Source organism: Micromonospora sp. NPDC051006, assembly GCF_044456245.1.
Taxonomy (GTDB): domain Bacteria; phylum Actinomycetota; class Actinomycetes; order Mycobacteriales; family Micromonosporaceae; genus Micromonospora.
This window is the reverse complement of sequence record NZ_JBITFP010000022.1, coordinates 1-16552: the sequence shown is the minus strand read 5'-3', so window position 1 is coordinate 16552 and position 16552 is coordinate 1. Positions and strand designations below refer to the sequence as shown.

Annotated in this window: 20 protein-coding genes and 1 pseudogene; 6 read left to right on the top strand and 15 right to left on the bottom strand. The window is 69.5% G+C overall.

What is annotated here, in order from left to right:
* Positions 1-29: 29 nt before the first annotated feature.
* The gene (locus ACIBBA_RS26260) at positions 30-968 is read right to left on the bottom strand and encodes a LysR family transcriptional regulator (RefSeq protein WP_396700593.1); all 939 of its coding nucleotides are present in this window, start codon (positions 966-968) and stop codon (positions 30-32) included.
* A gap of 72 nt (positions 969-1040) precedes the next feature.
* Between ACIBBA_RS26260 and ACIBBA_RS26255 the strand changes: the two genes are divergently transcribed.
* Together ACIBBA_RS26255 and rox are read left to right on the top strand one after the other, a co-directional pair.
* The gene (locus ACIBBA_RS26255; protein ID WP_396700592.1) at positions 1041-2069 is read left to right on the top strand and encodes a DMT family transporter; all 1029 of its coding nucleotides are present in this window, start codon (positions 1041-1043) and stop codon (positions 2067-2069) included.
* 436 nt (positions 2070-2505) lie between these two features.
* Positions 2506-3930 (top strand): rifampin monooxygenase, encoded by a 1425-nt coding sequence (rox, locus tag ACIBBA_RS26250; protein WP_396700684.1) that lies wholly within the window; start codon positions 2506-2508, stop codon positions 3928-3930.
* A 202-nt stretch (positions 3931-4132) separates the two neighbouring features.
* On the opposite strand, the gene ACIBBA_RS26245 is transcribed toward rox, so the two are convergent.
* On the bottom strand, positions 4133-4582 hold the full coding sequence (locus ACIBBA_RS26245) for a MarR family winged helix-turn-helix transcriptional regulator (protein ID WP_396700591.1): 450 nt from the start codon (positions 4580-4582) through the stop codon (positions 4133-4135).
* 77 nt (positions 4583-4659) lie between these two features.
* On the opposite strand from ACIBBA_RS26245, the gene ACIBBA_RS26240 reads away from it, so the two are divergent.
* Positions 4660-5733, top strand: coding sequence for a GNAT family N-acetyltransferase (locus ACIBBA_RS26240; protein WP_396700590.1), 1074 nt, complete (start codon positions 4660-4662; stop codon positions 5731-5733).
* 116 nt (positions 5734-5849) lie between these two features.
* Here the strand turns inward: ACIBBA_RS26240 and ACIBBA_RS26235 are convergent, their stop codons facing one another.
* A complete protein-coding gene (locus ACIBBA_RS26235; protein ID WP_396700589.1) occupies positions 5850-6671 on the bottom strand; it encodes an alpha/beta fold hydrolase in 822 nt (273 codons plus the stop codon).
* Positions 6672-6848: 177 nt separating this feature from the next.
* On the opposite strand from ACIBBA_RS26235, the gene ACIBBA_RS26230 reads away from it, so the two are divergent.
* Positions 6849-7826: a sigma-70 family RNA polymerase sigma factor gene (locus tag ACIBBA_RS26230; protein WP_396700588.1), complete on the top strand. Its 978-nt coding sequence runs from the start codon at positions 6849-6851 to the stop codon at positions 7824-7826.
* Here ACIBBA_RS26230 and ACIBBA_RS26225 read toward each other — a convergent pair.
* Positions 7740-8096, bottom strand: a complete 357-nt coding sequence (locus tag ACIBBA_RS26225; protein WP_396700587.1) for an STAS domain-containing protein — start codon at positions 8094-8096, stop codon at positions 7740-7742. The genes ACIBBA_RS26230 and ACIBBA_RS26225 overlap by 87 nt on opposite strands.
* Positions 8097-8176: 80 nt before the next feature.
* Here ACIBBA_RS26225 and ACIBBA_RS26220 point away from each other — a divergent pair, with 80 nt between their 5' ends.
* A complete protein-coding gene (locus tag ACIBBA_RS26220; protein WP_396700586.1) occupies positions 8177-9445 on the top strand; it encodes an FAD-binding oxidoreductase in 1269 nt (422 codons plus the stop codon).
* 11 nt (positions 9446-9456) lie between these two features.
* On the opposite strand, the gene ACIBBA_RS26215 is transcribed toward ACIBBA_RS26220, so the two are convergent.
* The 11 genes from ACIBBA_RS26215 to ACIBBA_RS26165 all read right to left on the bottom strand — a co-directional run bounded on the left by ACIBBA_RS26215 (position 9457) and on the right by ACIBBA_RS26165 (position 15900).
* Complete coding sequence (locus ACIBBA_RS26215) at positions 9457-9630, bottom strand: hypothetical protein (protein ID WP_396700585.1); 174 nt, start codon at positions 9628-9630, stop codon at positions 9457-9459.
* 649 nt (positions 9631-10279) lie between these two features.
* Positions 10280-10612 carry a putative quinol monooxygenase gene (locus ACIBBA_RS26210; RefSeq protein ID WP_396700584.1) on the bottom strand — a complete coding sequence of 111 codons (333 nt, stop codon included), beginning with the start codon at positions 10610-10612 and terminating at the stop codon, positions 10280-10282.
* A 99-nt stretch (positions 10613-10711) separates the two neighbouring features.
* Entirely contained in the window at positions 10712-11944 is a 1233-nt protein-coding gene (locus tag ACIBBA_RS26205) for a cyanophycinase (protein WP_396700583.1), read from the bottom strand.
* 201 nt (positions 11945-12145) lie between these two features.
* Positions 12146-12550, bottom strand: a complete 405-nt coding sequence (locus ACIBBA_RS26200; RefSeq protein ID WP_396700582.1) for a GNAT family N-acetyltransferase — start codon at positions 12548-12550, stop codon at positions 12146-12148.
* Positions 12547-13095: a hypothetical protein gene (locus ACIBBA_RS26195; RefSeq protein ID WP_396700581.1), complete on the bottom strand. Its 549-nt coding sequence runs from the start codon at positions 13093-13095 to the stop codon at positions 12547-12549. Before ACIBBA_RS26195 ends, ACIBBA_RS26200 begins: the two co-directional genes overlap by 4 nt.
* On the bottom strand, positions 13082-13522 hold the full coding sequence (locus ACIBBA_RS26190; RefSeq protein WP_396700580.1) for a MarR family winged helix-turn-helix transcriptional regulator: 441 nt from the start codon (positions 13520-13522) through the stop codon (positions 13082-13084). Before ACIBBA_RS26190 ends, ACIBBA_RS26195 begins: the two co-directional genes overlap by 14 nt.
* A 46-nt stretch (positions 13523-13568) precedes the next feature.
* Positions 13569-13748, bottom strand: coding sequence for a hypothetical protein (locus ACIBBA_RS26185; RefSeq protein ID WP_396700579.1), 180 nt, complete (start codon positions 13746-13748; stop codon positions 13569-13571).
* A gap of 112 nt (positions 13749-13860) precedes the next feature.
* Entirely contained in the window at positions 13861-13950 is a 90-nt protein-coding gene (locus tag ACIBBA_RS26180; RefSeq protein WP_396700578.1) for a hypothetical protein, read from the bottom strand.
* 13 nt (positions 13951-13963) lie between these two features.
* Positions 13964-14671 (bottom strand): DUF5984 family protein, encoded by a 708-nt coding sequence (locus ACIBBA_RS26175; RefSeq protein WP_396700577.1) that lies wholly within the window; start codon positions 14669-14671, stop codon positions 13964-13966.
* A complete protein-coding gene (locus tag ACIBBA_RS26170) occupies positions 14655-15071 on the bottom strand; it encodes a hypothetical protein (protein WP_396700576.1) in 417 nt (138 codons plus the stop codon). Before ACIBBA_RS26170 ends, ACIBBA_RS26175 begins: the two co-directional genes overlap by 17 nt.
* A complete protein-coding gene (locus ACIBBA_RS26165) occupies positions 15064-15900 on the bottom strand; it encodes a TIGR02452 family protein (protein WP_396700575.1) in 837 nt (278 codons plus the stop codon). Before ACIBBA_RS26165 ends, ACIBBA_RS26170 begins: the two co-directional genes overlap by 8 nt.
* A gap of 307 nt (positions 15901-16207) precedes the next feature.
* Here ACIBBA_RS26165 and ACIBBA_RS26160 point away from each other — a divergent pair.
* Positions 16208-16378: pseudogene (locus ACIBBA_RS26160) on the top strand (helix-turn-helix domain-containing protein); the annotation flags it as partial.
* Between the last annotated feature and the right edge of the window lie 174 nt (positions 16379-16552).

Sequence of the window (16552 nt, the reverse complement as noted above, 5' to 3'; positions counted from 1 at the left end):
ACACGACGCACCGGCGATCCCGAGGAGGTCTAGGCGTTCGGCTCGGAGCCGGCGGGGCTGACCGCGTTCGCCTGACCCGTCACGGCCGTCAGGAGGGCGGTCAGTGCGGGGGCGGGCGGCGTGTCTCGGGTGACGGCGACCAGACGGCGCTTGACCGCGACTTCGGCGACGTCACGGATCGCGAGAGCGGCGTCGTCGGCGGGCAGGGTCAGTGCCGGCATGAGGGCGACCGCGGCCGCGGCGCGGACGAGTTCGAGCTGCACGTCAGCGTCGCTGCAGCGATGCCGCACGTCGGGTTCGTATCCGCCGAGGGACCGGCAGGTCCCGACGACCATGGCGTGGTGACCGGTGCCCTCGGCGGAAGTGGCCCAGACGTCGGAGCGCAGCTGCGCAACCGCGACGGGCCCTCCCGGTCGGGCCAGCGGATGCGCTGCCGGTAACACGATCTTCAGGGGCTCTTCGAGCAGGAGCGTGAAGCGCAGTCCGGCCGGGCGGGGCCGGGGATGACCGTCGTACTCGTCGCCGATGACCAGGTCTACCGCGCCCAGCCGCAGACCCGGCAGGGACTGTTCGAGTTCCAGCTCGAAGATCTCCACGCGGACCTGGGGGTGATCGGCGCTCAGGCGGGCCAGAGCCGGGACCAGCAGTCGACGGGCCGCCGATTGCAGGCCCCCGGCGCGCACGGTGCCCCGGATGTCACCGCTCAGCGCGGCCAGGTCGGCCTCTGCCGCTTCGGCCGCCGACAGCAGTACGCGTGCGTGCTGAGCCAGCAGGTGTCCGGCGTCGGTGAGACGTACGCCCCGCCCGGCCTTGTCGAACAGCCGGGCACCGACCTCTTTCTCCAGGATGGCGAGCTGCTGGGACACCGTGGAGGGGCTGTAGTCCAGCGCCGCGGCGACCGCGGCCAAGGTGCCGCGCCCCTCGAACTCCCGCAGGAAGCGCAGCCGCCGGAGGTCCAACGCGGTCATGTGGGGATCCTAACGAGTTGGCTCCAAGAATCATCACTGGACCTGACGAGTCCGGTTACGGATCCTTGAAGCATGGGTCCCGCACTATGCCTTTTGTCCGCCGCAGGCTTCGGCGCGATGGCGATCTTCGGCAAGCTCGCCTACGACGCCGGGGTCTCGCCCGGGGCACTGTTGCTGGTGCGCTTCACCCTGGCCGCCGTGCTGCTGGGGATGCTCCTGCTGGTGAGGCCGGGCCTGCGCCGCGCGGCACCGGATCAGCAGCGGAGCGAGGCGCCCGGCCGGCCGGCGATGACGCGCGGCCGGATTCTGGCCACCGCCATCGGGCTCGGTGCCATCGGCTACGCCACGCAGGCGAGCCTGTTCTTCTCCTCGCTGGAGCTGATGGACGCCTCGCTGCTGGCCCTGATCCTCTACACCTACCCGGTCCTGGTCACCGTCGGCGCGGTGCTGCTCGGCCGCGACCGGCTCACCCCGAGACGCGGCGCTGCGCTGGTGACCGCATCGGGCGGAACCCTGCTGGTCCTGCTCGGCGCCGGCGGCGTGAGCTTCCACCCGCTCGGGGCGTTGCTGGCCTTCGCCGCCGCGATCACCTACACGATCTACATTCTCGTCGCCGACACCGTCGTGCACCGGCTGGCACCGGTGGTGCTGTCCGCGCTGGTGATGGCTGGCGCCGCCGGCAGCCTCGGCGGCCGCGCCCTGTTCACCGGCGGGGTCGACCTCGACTTCGGGGCCTGGGGTTGGTTCTGGCTGGCCTGCATCGCCGTGGTTTCCACCGTGGTGGCGATGCTGGCCTTCTTCGCCGGCCTGAAGCAGACCGGCCCGTCGACCGCCGCGATCCTGTCCACCTTCGAGCCCGTGGTCACCGCCGCCCTGGCCACGATCATCCTCGGTGAAACCCTGACCCCGGTGCAGTTGGCCGGCGGCGCCCTCGTGCTGTCCTCCGTCGCCGTCCTCCAGCTCCGGCCCACCCGAACAGGAACCGAAGCTCGGCCCCTCGGCGTGCCCGACAGCTCCAACCCCAGGAGCCCCCGGCTGGAGCCGGCGCATGACGGCTCAACCGAACCGACGGCGGTCGCGGTAGGCCGACATCCGCGGTAGGTCGAACTCGGCTGAAACGCCGACCCGGAAGACCGCACGAACGGGCGAGAACAGCCATGGCCTGGTGGTGGCAAACCCTGATCAACATCGCCGCCGCACGAGCCCGTGCGGAGTCGTGATCACCTGGCTGGGGAAAGGACTGGACGCGATGATGCTCGGGCTTGTAGCTTGCAGCTGACCGAGACACCACCTGAGGAGGTGAGACCCATGAACGCTGTATCGATGTGGGTGCTCCCCCTTGCCGTCACGGTCGGGCGATTGACATAGGTGTCGCCGGGAGCGCCTCGCCAACAGGCCCTCCCGAAAGGCAACACCTATGCACTTTCCGCATTTCACCGCCCAGCCGTCGTCGACCGATGCGGTCGAGCACGACTCCACCGTGGTCGACGTTTCCGGGCTCCCATCGCCGGCCTCCGGCACCGACCACCCGCCCCTCATGTTCGACGTGATCATTGCCGGGTGCGGGCCGACTGGTGCGATGCTGGCCGCCGAGCTGCGGCTGCACGATGTGCGGGTACTCGTCCTGGAGAAGGAAACCGAGCCCGCGTCGTTCGTCCGCATAGTCGGTCTGCATATTCGCAGCATCGAGCTGATGGCCATGCGCGGGCTGCTGGAGCGCATTCTCGAACGCGGAAGACAGCGTCCGGCCGGCAGCTACTTCGCCGCCATCGACAAACCCGCGCCCGAGGGCCTGGATTCCGCGTACGCCTATCTGCTGGGCATCCCGCAGCCGGTCATCGTTCACCTGCTCGAGGAACATGCGATCGAACTGGGTGCGCAGGTCCGGCACGGCTGTGCGGTGGTTGATTTCGAACAGGACGACGACGGTGTGACCGTCGAGCTGGCCGACGGGGAACAGCTGCGTTCGCGCTATCTCGTCGGCTGTGACGGCGGGCGCAGCACGGTGCGCAAACTGCTCGGCGTCGGCTTCCCCGGCGAGCCCGCGCGGACCGAGACGCTGATGGGCGAGATGGAAGTGGGTGTGCCGCAGGAGGAATTCGCCGCCAAGGCGTCCGAAATCGGCGAGGCCGATAAGCGATTCAGCCTCAGGGCCGCAGGCGTTGGGGTCTATCGCGTCGTGGTCCCCGCCGCGGGGGTCAGCGATCGTGCGGAACCGCCCACCCTCGAGGACTTCAAGCAACAGTTGCGCACCATCGCCGGAACCGACTTCGGCGTGCACTCCCCGCGCTGGTTGTCCCGCTTCGGGGATGCCACACGGCTAGCCGAACGTTATCGGGTCGGGCGGGTGCTGCTGGCCGGCGATGCGGCACACATCCATCCACCCATCGGCGGACAGGGTCTCAACCTGGGCGTTCAGGACGCATTCAACCTCGGCTGGAAACTGGCCGCACAGATCCGCGGCTGGGCGCCGGAGACACTGCTGGACACCTACCAGGCCGAACGGCATCCGGTCGCCGCGGACGTGCTGGACAACACCCGCGCCCAGACGGAACTGCTGTCCACCGGACCGGGCCCGCAGGCGGTGCGCAGGCTGCTCACCGAACTGATGGACTTCGACGAGGTGAACCGCCATCTGATGGAGAAGATCACCGCGATCGGCATCCGCTACGACTTCGGCGAAGGCCCCGACCTGCTCGGCCGCCGCCTGCACGACATCGACGTGAAACAGGGCCACCTCTACGGTCTGCTGCATCGCGGCCGCGGCCTGCTGCTGGACCGCACCGAACGCCTGACCGTCGACGGCTGGTCGGACCGGGTCGACTACCTCGCGGATCCCACCGCGGTACTGGATGCTCCGTGCGTCCTGCTACGCCCCGACGGCCACGTCGCCTGGATCGGCGACGATCAGCAGGACCTGGCCGACCACCTTTCCCGCTGGTTCGGCAAGCCCGCCAACTGACTCCGAAACATCCACCGCCCGCTGGCATGGCGGAAATGGCCATGCCAGCGGGCGGTAGCCGGTCGTGCCGGTGCGGGCGGCACCGACGGCGCGATGGGTCACCTCGTCCTCCGCGTGACCGGGTCGATGACCGCCGGCACCTGGGCCAGGATCGACCACCTGGCGAACACATCCACCAGGTGGTCGGGGTCTCGGTGCGATGTCAGTCGGGCAGGTCGGCGATCCGGGTCGACAGCTTGCGCAGCACCTCGAGTTCGTCGGGGTTCAAATGATCGAGGAAGCGCGAGCGGACTGAGACGACGTGATGCGGGGCGGCGTCCTCCAGAACCCTGAAGCCGTCGTCGGTCAGGTGCAGGATGCAGCCCCGCGCGTCCTGCGGATCGGGCTCCTTGTCGATGAGTCCCCTGCCCTGCATTCGGGCCGCGTGGTGGGACAGTCGGCTGCGCGACCACTCCATCTTGGCGGCGAGGTCCTTGAGCGCCCACCGACGGTTCGGCTTCTCCGACAGCGTGCTCAGCACCTCGTAGTCGGCCGGTGACAGCCCCGAGTTGCGGGCCAGGTCCCGGCCGAGCCGCGCCGGCAGCGCGATCAGTAGGCGCCGGAATGCACGCCACGCGTGTTCTTCGTCCTCGCTCAGCCAGGCAGCGTCCACCCGGTCACCGTACACCTCGTTGACACGTCATAGAAATTCCGGGTACGGTCGATGACATGTCATCGAATTCCTCGAGCGTGCCCCTGCAGATCCTCGTCATCGTCGCCAGCACCCGCCCCGGGCGCCTGGGACCCGCGATCGCCGACTGGTTTGTCCGGGCAACCCTGCCGGAAGCCGCAGGTGGCGGCATCACCCTCGACGTCGCGGACCTGGCCGACATCGGGCTGCCGCTGCTCGACGAGCCCGAGCATCCCTCCAGCGGCAGCTACGTTCACGAACACACCCGCGCATGGAGCCGCCGGGTGGCCGCGGCTGACGCATTCGTGGTGGTCACACCGGAGTACAACTACGGCATGCCCGCGGCATTGAAGAACGCGTTCGATTTCCTCTACCACGAGTGGGCATGGAAGCCGGTGGGGTTCGTCAGCTACGGCAACACCTCGGCGGGCACCAGGTCGGTACAGATGACCAAACAGGTCGTCACGACCCTGAAGATGATGCCGATCGGCGCCACTGTCGCCCTCCGCATCGCCGACAGCACCCGCGACGGGCAGGTGGTCGACTCCGCGGGACTCCAGGAATCCGCTCGTAGAGTGCTTTCTGAGCTGAGTCGGGTGGCCCGAGCGATGCGGTCCTTGCGCACCGGGACCGACGGTGAAGACGCCAGCACTGCTGTGCCGGTCGAGGGACTGAGGCTGAGCACCGCCCGGCCCGACGACCTGGCCGAACTGCTCGTGCTCCAGCGGTGCTGCTGGGTGCAGGAAGCCCTCGCGAACGACACCCTGGACCTGGCGCCGCTACGGGAGACACTCGATGACCTGCGCGCATCGATGTCGACCTGGCAGCTGTGGTGCGTGCGCCGGGACGGCCGCCTCGTCGCCGCGGTCCGCGCCCGGGCACACGGGCGGGCGTGGCTGATCGGTCGCCTCATGGTGGCCCCCGACCAGGCCGGCAACGGCATCGGTTCCTGGCTGCTCTCGTACGTCGAAGCACAGGCCCCTCAGCAGACCACGCACTGCGAGCTGTTCACCGGCCACCGCAGCACGCGCAACATCGGCCTGTACGAACGCGCTGGCTATGCCCTCACTGTCATCGACGGCGCCCCGCACGGCAGCGTCTACCTCACCAAGCAGCGACAGCTCACCTCCTGAGTCCCATGCTCGCCAGGCAATTCCGTGGCAGGCGGGCTCGCCGCTGCGCGGTTGGTCGAGGCCCGGCGGCCCTCTGGGAGGCCGCCGGGCAAGGCGGGTGTGGCCGTGCCACCGAATCAGCTCTGCTTGTCGAGGAAGGCGAGCGTGACCGCGGCGAACAGCGGTGAGACGGCGATGTCGTAGTGGGTGAGTCCGGGCAGGATGGCCAGCGCGTGCCCGCCCTTGGGCCGGCTCTCCCCCATCCAGCCCCCGTCGCGCAGGCCCCCGTCGAGCAGCTCGAAGACCCCCACGTAGTGGCTCGGCGGCGCCATGTCGGCGTCGGCGGCGACGATCAGCGTCGGCACCTGCAGACCGCGGACCTCCTCCGTGTAGTCGAAGTCCTTCGCCATGGCCGAACCGATCTTGTCCAGCAGCCGGGGGAAGTCCTCGGGACGCGGCGCCACCCGCTGATAGAGCTCGTACATGGGGGTTTCCTTCATGAACTCCGCGGCGGCCGCGCCGACCTGACCCTGCTGCGCGAGCATCTCCGGGTAGATGGCGTCGCGGCGGATGTGCGCCGAGGCCGCCACCAGGCGGCCCACCAGGTGCGGGTGCCGGATCGCCACCTGCAGCGCGACCCCGCCGCCGAGGGAGTAGCCGACGACGTCGGGCTTGCGCAGCCCGAGGTGCTCGATGAGCGCGGCGACGTCGTCGGCCATCAGCGTCACGTCGAGCGGTCGGTCGATGTCGGCGGTCCGGCCGTGCCCCTGCAGGTCGACCAGGATGACCTGGTGGTGCTCGGCCAGCGCGGGAAGGATCGGCGCGAACATCTCGCCCGAGCAGAGACCGCCGTGCAGCAGGACCATCGGGCGCCCCGCGCCGTGCGTCTCGTAGTACAGGTTGATTCCGTTGACGTCGGCGTACTGTCCCGTGCCGGCGTTCTCCTGCGTGGCGGTCATGATGGGCTCCTCGCGTGTCAGGTCGAACAGACACCGGTATTGACCGGCCGGGCCCCGGGAACTCATCGCTGGCGCGGGGTGAAATTCCCGAGCCCGTGGGGGTCGACCGCCGCGACACGGTCAGCCCCGCGGGCGAGCGGTCCGCACACGGGAGGATCCTCGGCTAGCTTCGTCTGGGTGAGCGACGTGACGACCAGCGCCCCCATCGAGTCGCAGCTTGAGGCGTACCGGTCGGAGCTGACCGGCTACTGCTACCGGATGCTGGGCTCGGTCTTCGAGGCCGAGGACGCCGTGCAGGACACCTTCGTGCGGGCCTGGCGCGGCTTCGATCAGTTCGAGGGGCGATCGGCGCTGCGGTCCTGGCTTTACCGGATTGCGACGAACGTGTGCCTGACCATGCTCTCCAGCGCGCAGCGGCGGGTGCTGCCGATGGATCTCGGCCCGGCCGGGTCCGGCCGCGCCGCTGGGCCTGGCGAGCCGCGCCCGGACGAGTTCTGGGTGGGCCCCGCGCCGGACAGCCGGCTGCTGCCGGAGCGCAGCGACCCGGCCGATGTGGTCGCCGAGCGCGAGTCGGTCCGGATGGCGTTCGTCGCGGCGCTGCAGCACCTGCCGCCGCGGCAGCGGGCCGTGCTGATCCTGCGCGAGGTGCTGGCCTGGTCGGCCCAGGAGGTCGCCGAACTGCTCGACACCTCGGCGCCGAGCGTCAACAGCGCCCTTCAGCGGGCCCGGGCCACCCTCGCGGCCGCCGACACCACTGCCGACGTGTACAAGCCGATGGACGACAAGCAGAAGGCGCTGCTCGCGCGCTACGTGAAAGCCTTCGAGGCGTACGACCTGCAGGCGCTCACGACGCTGCTGCACGAGGACGTGACCCTGTCGATGCCGCCATTGCCGCTGTGGCTGCGTGGCCACGACGACATCGTCGCCTGGATGTCCGGAACGGGCAGCGGTTGCCGCGGGTCGCGGCTGGTGCCGGTGGTGGCCAACGGCATGCCGGCGTTCGGCCAGTACCGGCCCAGCCTCACCGGCTCGGGGCACGACCCGTGGGCACTGATCGTGCTGGAACTCTCAGCCGGGCGGATCGCGGGGGTCACCAACTTCCTCGACACCGCCCGCCTGTTCCCGATGTTCGGGCTGCCGGCCCGACTCGGGTAACGCGCCGGTCAGCCCGAGCAGGCCGACGAGCCGCAGCAGCTCCGCGCCGGCGCCGCTGACGACCAGGCGCCAGCCGTGTCGCCGCGCGGTCAGGCCCAGCCGGGCCAGCGCCTCGACCGTCACCACGTCGGGCCAGGTGACCCCGGTGACGTCGCAGGTGACGATGCCGGGGCCACGGCCGCGCAGCAGCTCGGCGAGGTCGGCGCACAGATCGGGGATGTCGGCGCGGGTCACCGCGCCGACAGCGAAGGAGATCGCGGGGGCCGCCATCTGAGTAGGACCACCCGCACCCGGGAAACTCATCGCACCCCGGACCGATGATTTGCGGACGGCCCACCGGTCTGACGGACATGACGATCCGACAGACGCTGCGTACCGACGGCCCGGTCCTCCTGCCCGGAGACCAGGGCTACGACGATCACCGCAAGCCCCTCAACCCGGCGCTCGACCCTCGGCCCGCCGTCGTGGTCCGGGCAGCCGGCACGGCCGACGTACGCCGGGCGGTGCTGGCCGCCCGTCGCCACGCGCTGCCCTTCGCCGTCCAGGCCACCGGTCACGGCACCCACGTCGCGCACGACGACGCGCTGCTGCTCCGCACCGGCGCGATGGCATCGGTCCTGGTCGACCCGGACCGCCGCGTCGCCCGCGTGGGTCCCGGCGCCCGGTGGGGCGACGTGCTGGCGGCAGCCGCACCGTTCGGGCTCGCGGCCCTGTCCGGATCCTCACCGGACGTGGGTGTGGTCGGCTACACGCTGGGCGGCGGCCTGGGCTGGCTGGCCCGCAGCTACGGCCTCGCCGCCGAGAGCGTGCTGCGCGCCCAGGTCGTCACCGCCGACGGTGAGCTGACGACGGCCAGCGCCGACCGGAACCCCGACCTGTTCTGGGCGCTGCGCGGCGGCGGAGGTTCCTTCGGCGTGGTCACCGCCCTCGAGTTCCGCCTCTACCCGGTCGCGCAGGTGTACGCCGGTGCGGTCACCTTCGGCCGCAAGCGGGCGGCGGAGACGATCGCCTTCTACCGGCAGTGGATCGAACGGGTGCCGGACGCGCTCAGCACCGCCTTGCTCCTCACCCGCGACGGCTCGCTGGTGATCAAGACCCTGTACGCCGGTGACCCCGAACGGGGGCGGGCGCTGCTGACACCACTGTGGAAGGTCGCGGGAGCGGTCGCCGCGGACACCATGCGCGTCGTGGACTACGCGCAGGCCGCGATGGGTGGCACGTTCGCCCGTACGTTTGATCAGGTGCGCACGCTCGACGACGACCTCGTGGCCGCGCTGGTGGCCGAGGCGGACGCCACCGTTGAGATCCGCCACTGGGGCGGTCGCATTTCCCGCGACGACGGGGCCGCGGCCCACCGGGACGCCCCGCTGTCGATCATCCTCGACACGATCCCGTCACCGCGGACCACGGAGGCGCTGTCCCGCTGTGGCCGCGGCAGCAGCTTCCTCAACTTCCTGTCCGACCCGACCCGGACCGCGTCGGCTTTCACCGCGCGGAACTGGGCGGCGTTGCGCCGGATCAAGGCGACCTACGACCCGAAGAACATCTTCGGCGCCGGCCTGGCCGTCCCGCCAGCAGCGACCTCGGCCTCTGCCCAGGCTCACCCGGCAGCGGGTTGACGCGGAGGGCCCTACGCGTCCAGCACCGTGATCCACTCGGCTGTTCTCGGGCGGTAACCGTGCCGGTCCACAAGTCCACGCACGATCGCCGGCACGTGACCGGCGCCGTAGACGACCGCCACGTCGATCGGCTCCGACGAGCGTGTGCGGATCAGCTCGGACAGCGCGGCGAGCAAACCGCTCATCCCGATCGCCGCCGAACGTACGCTCGAAGTGCTCGGCGAACTCGCTGTCCGCGTAGGTCTCGTCGGTCGCGCTGGGTAGGTCGTTCAACTCGACCTCCGGCGAGAGCAGTCGCCGCGTGCCACCGAAGAACTGCGCCACAGCCACGAACGGGATGACGCACCACATGAACGCCCGGTGCCGCAGCGGCATGGCCCGCCAGCCCCGGGCGAACTCCGCCGCCGTCACGTCCGGGTTGATCAGCTCCACGCCGAGCGACCGGTACGCGATGTTGTCGACCACCAGTCCGGAACGCTTGTTCGCGGGCATGACCCGGTAGGTGAGCGTGATCGCCCACCCGAGCACTGAGCGTCCGCTGACGCCCTCGACGACGAGCACGTCACATCGCTGGAGGCGTTCGGCCACCGCCGTGTAGAACTGCGGACTTGCCACATGCAGCATGGAGAAGAGAACGAACTGCAACTGGCTGCCGGGGCGCCTAAGGCGCACGACCGCGGACCGGGTGCCGATGATGCTGTGCTCGATGATCTGCATGTCTGCCTACCTGGCGTCTCGAGCCCCGAGAGTTCACAAGGTAGGTCCAGACGGCAACCGGCCCGCGTCGCGCGTGTGTGGTCAGCCCTCCGGCTGCTCGAGCCTTCGACACACGGTCTAGGCGCGGTCGGGGACGGCCATCTCGCCGAGTTCGGACCAGTCGTCCTGCGGGATCGTCGTGTTGACGATCCGGGGAGTCTCGGCGAGGTGCGGCGGCAGGCTCCGCTGGGCGGTGCGGAAGTGCTCGGACCGCACGTGCGCGGCGCCGGCGTCCCCGTCCCGGAACGCCTCGACCAGCACGTACTCGGTCGGGTCGTCGATGCTGCGGGACCAGTCGAACCACAGGCAGCCCGGCTCCGCCCGGGTGGCCCGGGTGAAGTCTCCGGCGATCTCGGGCCACCGGTCGGCGTACTCCGGCAGCACCCGGAACTTTGCGGCAATGAAGATCATCTGGCATCTCCCGTTTGGCTCGCTGCCGAGCGGCGTTGGGCCCGTGATGGCTGTCGGCCCGTGGTGGTCAAGCTACCGGGCGGAACGTGCCGCGGCGGGTCAACCTGCCTGGATCGAGAGCGTCAGGTCGGTGAACGAGGCGGCAGCGACCCCGTCCACCGTGTACGCCCGGAACGCCGCGTCCTTGGCCAGGCCGACCACGAACGTCGGCGCGGTCTCCGCGGTCGTCCCCGCCGTCGCGGAGGAGAGCCCGGCGTCGGCCAGGTCGAGCGCCGCGTCACGCAGCGCGTACGAGCCGAAGACGTCCGTGGTCGGCGGGGCCGCCGGGCGGCTGTCCGGGACCAGCGGTGCGTTGGTCGCGCCCTTCGTGACCTGCCACTGGCCGGGATCGTAGGTGTCGCCGTCAGTGAGATAGCTCCAGCGGACACCGCTGATCGACCAGTGCCCGGCGACCTGACCCACCTGGGCCGAGCGCAGGTCGAGGATCGACACCCCGTTGCTGCCGACCACCCGGGCCGTCTCGTTGGCGGTGCCGGCGCCGGCGACGATCAGAGCGGTGTCCTCGCCCATCCCGTACACCCGGTCGTGGCCGGTGTCGGCGGCGAGCCGGATCGAACGCCCGTTGCGGCCGCGCGCGTCGAAGTGGGTGTCGACCAGCCCGGAGGTGAAGAAGTTGAACCCGCCGGCCGGCCAGTAGCCGAGGACCTCGTCGGTGTCGAAGTAGCCGGGCTGGGCACCGTCGCGTACGCCGTGGTAGCTCGACCCCCCGGTGATCATGTCGGGGCCAGCGAAGATCTGCATGCCGGCGCTGGTGCCCGCGACCGGCGCACCGGCGAGGAAGCGCTGCCGGACGGCGGCGAGCACCGCGCCGTCGGAGCCGTCCGGGTGAATCATGGACTGGACGTAGCGGAACTGGTCACCGCCGGCGAAGAAGAAGCCGGTCATGGACGCGGCCAGGGCGGCGTGCTCCGGGTCGTCGCCGCTGCCGTCCCGCTTGACGTTGACCGGGATCCAGGTGGCCTCGGCGGCCCCGTACCGCTCGAGGAGCTTGCCGACCTGGTTGGCGCTCCAGTGCGGCGTCGCCGACGACGCGCTCAGCACGCCGATGCGGGCCTGCGCGCCGCCGGCCTGGCGGACGAACTCCCCGTAGACAGCGCTGTTGTTGTCATCGAGCGCGCCACCGATCAGCATCACCGTGCCCGGGCCCGTGCTCACACCGGCGGGCGCGGCGAAAGCGGCGGGCGCGGCGGAAGCGGCGGGCGACGGCACCGCCGCCGCGGCTACAGCGATGATCAGGGCGGTCAGCAGCGGCAGAAACCTCGGCCGGTTCATGGGACGACGCTAGGTCGTCCGGTCGACGTGCGTCAAGGAAGGCGAATCTGTCGATGCGCGCGGCGGCGCCCGTGGCCGGCCGCGCCTGAAGGCGGCGCCGGACCCAGACGTTCGGCTCAACGTAGACGGGCGCAGTCGTGGGCCATCGCCAGGACCCCTGGCCCGCTACAGAGGGAGCTTGGACAACCGCCCACACAGGCGTCAGAGTTGACGAGCCATGCCGACCGACTCTGGCGCTGTCTCTGCGAAGCCATACTGTGCGTAGAGGTGGCGTGCCCTGCCGTCCGCGATGAGTGAGATGTAGGCGGTGCCAGGCGCGCGTTCCAGGAGCTGTTCCATCAGTGCAGCCATGATCATTTTGCCGACTCCTCGCCCCTGGTGCTCGGGCACTACGCACATGTCGACAATCTGGAAGGCGGTGCCGCCGTCACCGATGACGCGGCCCATGCCTATCGGCTCGTCAGCGTGATAGGCGACGACGGCGTGCCATGTGCCGTCCAGACCCGCGGTCGCCGCCCCCGCCGATTTGGCGCTCAGACCGGCGGTGACCCGCAGATGCTGGTAGACCTCGACCGACGGAGTTTCTACTCGCAGCAGGTATGTCATGACGTCGAGGTGGTCGCACCGGATGTGGCGTGCGCACCGTGATCGCTGACCTGCGCGTCGAACCAGGCATGAAGCGCTGCGACAACCGTGGTGTCGCTGCTGGTGTACGTGATCCGCGCGCCGTCGTCCGTCGTCCCGTACTCGATCTCTAGTCTGCTGGCGCTGTCACGGAGAACATCTAGTCCTGGCATCTGACCGCCATGGATACTCGCCGGGTCGGTGAAGTCGCCGCGGCGGAACCGCTCGGCCTCCTGTTGCAGGTGCCGCCGGACGAGGTCCACCTGCTTGACATCCCGTGGATCGTCGGCGACGACTGTCTGAACGCCACCGCCGTTGCCCTTCTGGAAGTGGTGGGTGGTCCGGTCGAGTTCGAAGGGCATGACAGATTGCCCACGTTCTGCCACCTGGGCCTGCCGGTCGGCACTCGCCGTTGGCGCCGTTGATCCGCGGCCGACGTCGGCGCAGGCGGTGATCGACGTCGCCATGGCGGCCGTCAGGGCGAGCAGTGTGTAGCGGCGGGCACGGGAAGAATCAGGACTTTTCATCGGCAGCCTCCGCCAGGGTCTGCAGCGCGTGCACCACGGACGCGCGCTGATCGTCGGGTATTCGGGCCAACAGATCGGTGAACCTGGTCCGGCGGGCCTCGGCTTGTCGCGTCGCGGCGGCAACTCCGGTATCGGTAAGTTCGAGGAGGACTCCCCGTGCGTCGTCGCTGGCGGCCCGCCGGCGAATCCATCCGCGCCGCTCAAGGTTCGTGACCAAGCGGCTGACCGTGCTCTTCTCGAGCCGTAACCGCCGGGTCAGCTCGGCCTGCCGCAGGTGTCCATCCCGGGCGATCTCCGCTAACGCGTGCGCCTCTGAAACCGGCAGCGGTTGCCCGCATGGAGTGCGATCGGGCTGGTGAAGGCCGAAGTTGCGGACGAACCGCATGAGCGCGTCCTGTGCCGCGCTCACGTCCTCACCTTCGACCATGGTTCGACGATACAACCAGATGGTTCGATGACACAACCTTCTTGCCTTAGCCGTCCCCCGGGCTCTGCACCGCCTCCTCGTGTCGCATGCCGCCGGCCGCGAGATCGCCCGCTGGACGCTGCATCACCAGACCGGCATCAGAGGCGTCGGTGGCGCCGTGATGCGACAGCCACATGTCACCGGCCTGCGCCGCATCGACCAGACGGTGATCGGCTGCATGGGTCATCGATATTCACCGGTCAGGGTCGGTGAACGCCCGCAATTGCAGCCGCGCGGCTACGTTGCCGCTGAACCAGGAGAAGACGCCGCTGCCCGGGTCGAAGCCGGCACGGACGATGTCACACCAGTCGTGCGCGTCTCAGCAAGGCTGCCCCGGCTCTGACTGCTGCCCAGTCGGTTTCCAATCGCCGGTTCAGGGCGTGCTGCAACCATGTGGCGCGGTCACGATGCTCGGCAACGCAGCGCGGTCAGGTCCAGCTCGACATCAGGCAGTACGACGCGCCGCTCTTCCAGCACTGTGATCCGCTCCTGCATCGCCGCCATCAAGTCGCGGTCAAGATCCCGCACGGCGTCCACGAACTCCTCGGTGGTGAGGACCAGTCGGCCCCTCACCGGGCCGGCGAATGTGACATCGATGTCCTGCCCGCAGCGTCGGTTCCACCAGTCGATCGTCACCGCGTCGAACCCGTTGATGATGGTGCGCCACCATCGCATCACCGGGCCGTTGCGTAGGTAGCCCAGATCAAGAACGTGGTCGCCGTACCAGACCTCGGCGGTGAAGTCCTCCTCATGCTCACCCCGCTCCAGCCAGCCGGTGGAGTCGGCTTCGATGAACGGCACCAGGTCGGCGGGCACCGGCTCGAGCACCGCGGGCAGCAGTTGCAGCAGGTCCTCCCACAGCCGAACTACGTAGTAGTCGACGTGGGGCGAGCCATGCCAGCCGTCGGCCCGCCAGCGGCGCACCGTCTGTTCGGAGTAGCGCAGCAGCCGGTGACCGTTCAGTTCGATCCAATACCAGCCATCGGTCAGGCCAAACCAGTGCAGCGTGCGCCGGTCCCGGCCCCAGGGATGCACCTGGTCCAGCGGGCGCAACTCGAACCGGAACCGCAGCCGACCGATTCGGCCGACCGGGCTATCGAGGCACGCCACGGTTACCCTGCTCGGGTCCACGCCTGCCGCGCCCGCGCAGGCGCTGCAGGCTCGCCTCCAGCTGGCCTGCTCGGCCGCCTTCCAGCTGCTGCCGACGTTCCAGCGCCGCCGTCACGTGGACAGCCAACGGTATGTCCGGCCACTTCCGCCACCGGCGCCATCGCTTGACGTAAAGCGTCTGCTCGACCACGTCGGCGCCACGCTCGTCTACCGAGCCGACCGCTGCGTCGAGCACCTGCCGCTCGTGGTGGCGGTTGGACCGGTTCGGGTAACGCTTGTTGCGGCGGACGCTCTTGCGGGAGCCTTTGTCGTTCCCGCCATAGTTGTTCCGCCGGTCGTGCTCGTAGCTCAGCTGCTTCTTCTCCTGCGGCGTCCGCCGGGCCCTGCGACGCTCACCCACGCTCGTTCCCAGCCGTCGATTCCACGGCTGGTCCTTGGAAGCGTTCCACGAACGCGCGATACACGGGTGTGCCCGGCAGGCCGTCCCGGATGGCGAACACGACGCGGTCGAATCGGTCGACCACCTGCAGCGCATCGGCGAACGCGCCGGCCACGGTCGCGGGGTCGTTGCGGAACACCCCACACCCCCATGCGCCCAACACGATCGCCCGATGCCCATGCGCGGCCGCGACCTCCAGCACCCGCCGGGCACGCCGGAGCAGCACCGCCGGCACATCCGCGGCGTCCGCGGGCTGGTTGCGTACGACCGCACCGAGGTTCGGCGCCGCAGCGGTCAGGAACGACGTCGTGTACGGCTGGTCGAGAAGGTTGCCCTTGTCGTCCCGGAACACCGGCACGCCCGGGGAGTAGATGATCCGGTCGCTGTAACGCAGATCGCGCTGCTCGCGGTGGAACGCGTAGAACTCCGGCGCGGCAAGGAGACACGGGTACAGCGCCGACGAGCGCGCGATGCTCTCCTCCTGCGCCTTCGCCCCGCCGAGGAAGCCGCCACCCGGGTTCTTCGCCGATGCGAACACCAGACACGCCGCGCCAGGCCCAAGCCGGAGGGCCGCCTGCAACGTCGACTCGTACGTCACCTCCACCTCGCCGGCGCCGGGCTCCGCGGTTCCCACCGCGAACACGTCGTCCGGAAGGTGATGACGAGTGCCGGCGACCGCGGCACGCACCGCCTCGCCGATGCCGACCTCATCGCCGGCGCCATTGCGATAGCGTCCCGACTCGGCGATCGCGACCGTTTGCCGAGCGATCTCGCGAAGACGACCACTCACCCGGCGCACCCGTAGGCACCAGCACCAATGTATTGCACGATGAGCAAGCTAGGCAATCCCGTCCCGACCGGCAACCGGTTAGTGGCTTCCGTTGGCGTCAACGCACTGTCGGAGGCGAAGCCGATACCGGTCAACCTGCTCTGATTTTGGATCGCCGGAGACAGCGGTCGCGTGACCTAGTTGTACTGCCCAGGCACGTTGGTTCAGGTCGTGTGACGACACGACCTGACGGATCTTGATTGGTGAGGACCTCCTGTCGTGGAGTGGAGCTGCTGAAGGCGACCACACCACAGACCAGGAGGTCCTCGTGTCTCACGCTAACGCAGCGTTGACTCCCCGTGCCCGGCTGCGTCTGGCCAAGCTCGTCGTGGATGAAGGCTGGCCCGTCGCGCGAGCGGCTGAGCGATATGACGTGTCATGGCCGACTGCGAAGCGGTGGGCCGACCGTTACCGGCTGGCCGGCGAGGGCGTGTCAGATGGTCTGTGTAACGAGATCAGCGTGAGCTGAAGGAGTACACAGATGAGCGTGACTGGTGATCAGCGCGGGAGTGAACCGTCGCCGTCGTTGGCTCGTGCGGCGGTTGACGAGATGATCGATGCCGGTTTGCTCGATGAGGTGATGCGTCGGGTGGATGCCGGTGAGGTGGCGTTG